Source organism: Brevibacillus sp. AY1, from assembly GCF_029870785.1.
GTDB lineage: Bacteria > Bacillota > Bacilli > Brevibacillales > Brevibacillaceae > Brevibacillus > Brevibacillus invocatus.
Map to the genome: position 1 here is coordinate 1 of NZ_JAFLPN010000092.1, position 2020 is coordinate 2020.

Consider the following 2020-nt stretch of genomic DNA (forward strand, 5'->3'; position numbering starts at 1 on the left):
ACGGAATAGCCATGATGGCAAGCTTCCTTCCCGAGTGCAATGGAGAGATGAGTTTTGCCAGTGCCAGAGTTTCCGATAAACATGATGTTCTCTGCCTTTTCGATGTACTCACAACGAGCCAGTTGAAGCAATTTGGGCTTATTCAGGGACGGAATCGCCGAGAATTCAAATTGATCGAGCGTTTTCATGTAAGGGAATTTGGCGTGCTTGATGCGACTCGCGATTTGGTTAGCATCCCTTTGCTGAACTTCTTGCTCTAGTAGGGCTAAGAGGAACTCCTCGTAAGGAATTTGCCGTTCAGCAGCATCATGGGCGATTTCCTTATAGACACGTTTAATCGCAGGTAAGCGAAGGCGTTTCGCGTAGGTTTCAAGCAGGAAACTCGTACTCAATGAACCACACTCCTTTTCTGTAACAAACGATTGTACTGGCTAAGATCTGGGGCCTTTACCTGAATACGTGGAACAGAGCTATCCTCCGCCAACGAGAGTTGGGGCAAACGGTGTTCCGGCAATGTTCGCTGAAGCAATAATTGCCTTACGGCATCATACTGGAACATCCCTTTTTGGCAGGCCTCCCCCAGTGCTTCTTCGACGAGAGAAGTATCGAATTCACGGTGCAAAAGCAAGAGTCGAACGAACTCCTTCATCCCTCCTGGTCGGTTACGGCACTTGTCCAAGAACTTTTGGTAAATGGCGGGTAATCCTGCCTGATGCAATGGTCTAGCATAAAGAACTGCTCCTGGGCGAATAAGAAGTAAATCCAGATAATGATCGTATTGCAAAATCTCCTTTCCTTTTTCCAAGCACCGCTCATGCGTCGCAATCAGGCTTTTTCCGTGATACACTTCAATTTTTTCAGCAAATACTCGGCAAGTAAGTTGGGTCGATGCATAGGAAACCGGGACGGAATAGGCATTTTTTTCAATGTGGATCATGGATAGCGTATTGCTTTTCACGGGTACAACACGGAAACAATCCAATGGCCGTGGAGGCAATGGAAGCATGATGGGCAACTCTTGAACAAATGCTTCTCCAACCGTTAGGGAAGACCGGGGAACGGTTGTATTCTCGTAAGAGATACATTTTTCGAGGAGGATTTGATTTAGCTCCTCCAGAGAAGAAACACTAGGCACAGGTGTAAAAAATTGCCTCTGGGCAAACTGTACGAGGTTCTCCACTTGGCCTTTTTGATGCCCTTTTCCCGGATCACAGAAATAGCTTTCAAACAGGTAGTGCGCACGTAGCTGAATAAATCGCTCTTGTTCCTCGCGATTTTTGCCTTCCAATACCTTCTTAACGGCTGTTGTCAGGTTGTCGTATGTGATGACTTGGGGAACTGCACCGAAAAATTCAAAAGCATCTACATGACCTTGGAGAAGAGCCTCTTGCTTCTGATGAGCAAATGTCTTGATGAAAATCTTTCTGCTGTATGTGCAACGCATACAAAAAACTTGAACCTTCACTTGTTTCCCTTGTAAATGAACCGTAACCTCACCCCAGTCAAATTGAGCAAATCGCCCTGGCGGGAAATCGAGAGGGACAAATGCTTTAGGAGGAGAAACCCGCAACTCTCGGACGTATCGTCGTACGGTAGATTCACCGCCGGTGAATCCATGTTCGTCAACGAGTCTCTGGTAAATACGTTTGGCAGTATGACGCTGCTTCGGGGGAGCTTGTTCATCTTGACGCAGCCATTCCAAGATGATGGGCTTGACAAAATAAATGACTGGCTTCGGTTTCGGTTTTGAAAGCTGATATACAGGGATTTCCGTTGATGTCAAGGCTTTTCGTATCACTTGACGAGAGTAGCCAGTTTCGCGAGAAATTTGACGAATCGACTTCCCTAGCAGAAAGTGTTGTTTCCTGATAAACTCATAATTACCCATCTGAAGCATTTCCTTTCCTCCTATATCTTGTTGTCTAGACAACTACAAGATACAGGAAAGAGGTGCTCAGGTGGTCAACTTTTTTATGAGCGATGTACCACTAGGTGGTCAATTATTAGATTAGCATTCACA

The 2020-nt window shown here is 45.8% G+C and carries 2 protein-coding genes; both read right to left on the reverse strand.

From position 1 onward, the window contains the following. The coding region (locus JZI27_RS24775) for an ATP-binding protein (protein ID WP_280209825.1) at window positions 1–392 on the reverse strand (392 nt) is incomplete at its 3' end. Then, on the reverse strand, window positions 389–1897 hold the full coding sequence (istA, locus tag JZI27_RS24780; RefSeq protein WP_280209827.1) for an IS21 family transposase: 1509 nt from the start codon (window positions 1895–1897) through the stop codon (window positions 389–391). The genes istA and JZI27_RS24775, both read right to left, overlap by 4 nt. Window positions 1898–2020 lie beyond the last annotated feature (123 nt).

Excerpts from the sequence above, each read along its gene's own strand:
- istA (WP_280209827.1), bottom strand. The coding sequence starts at position 1,897 with ATGCTTCAGATGGGTAATTATGAGTTTATCAGGAAACAACACTTTCTG.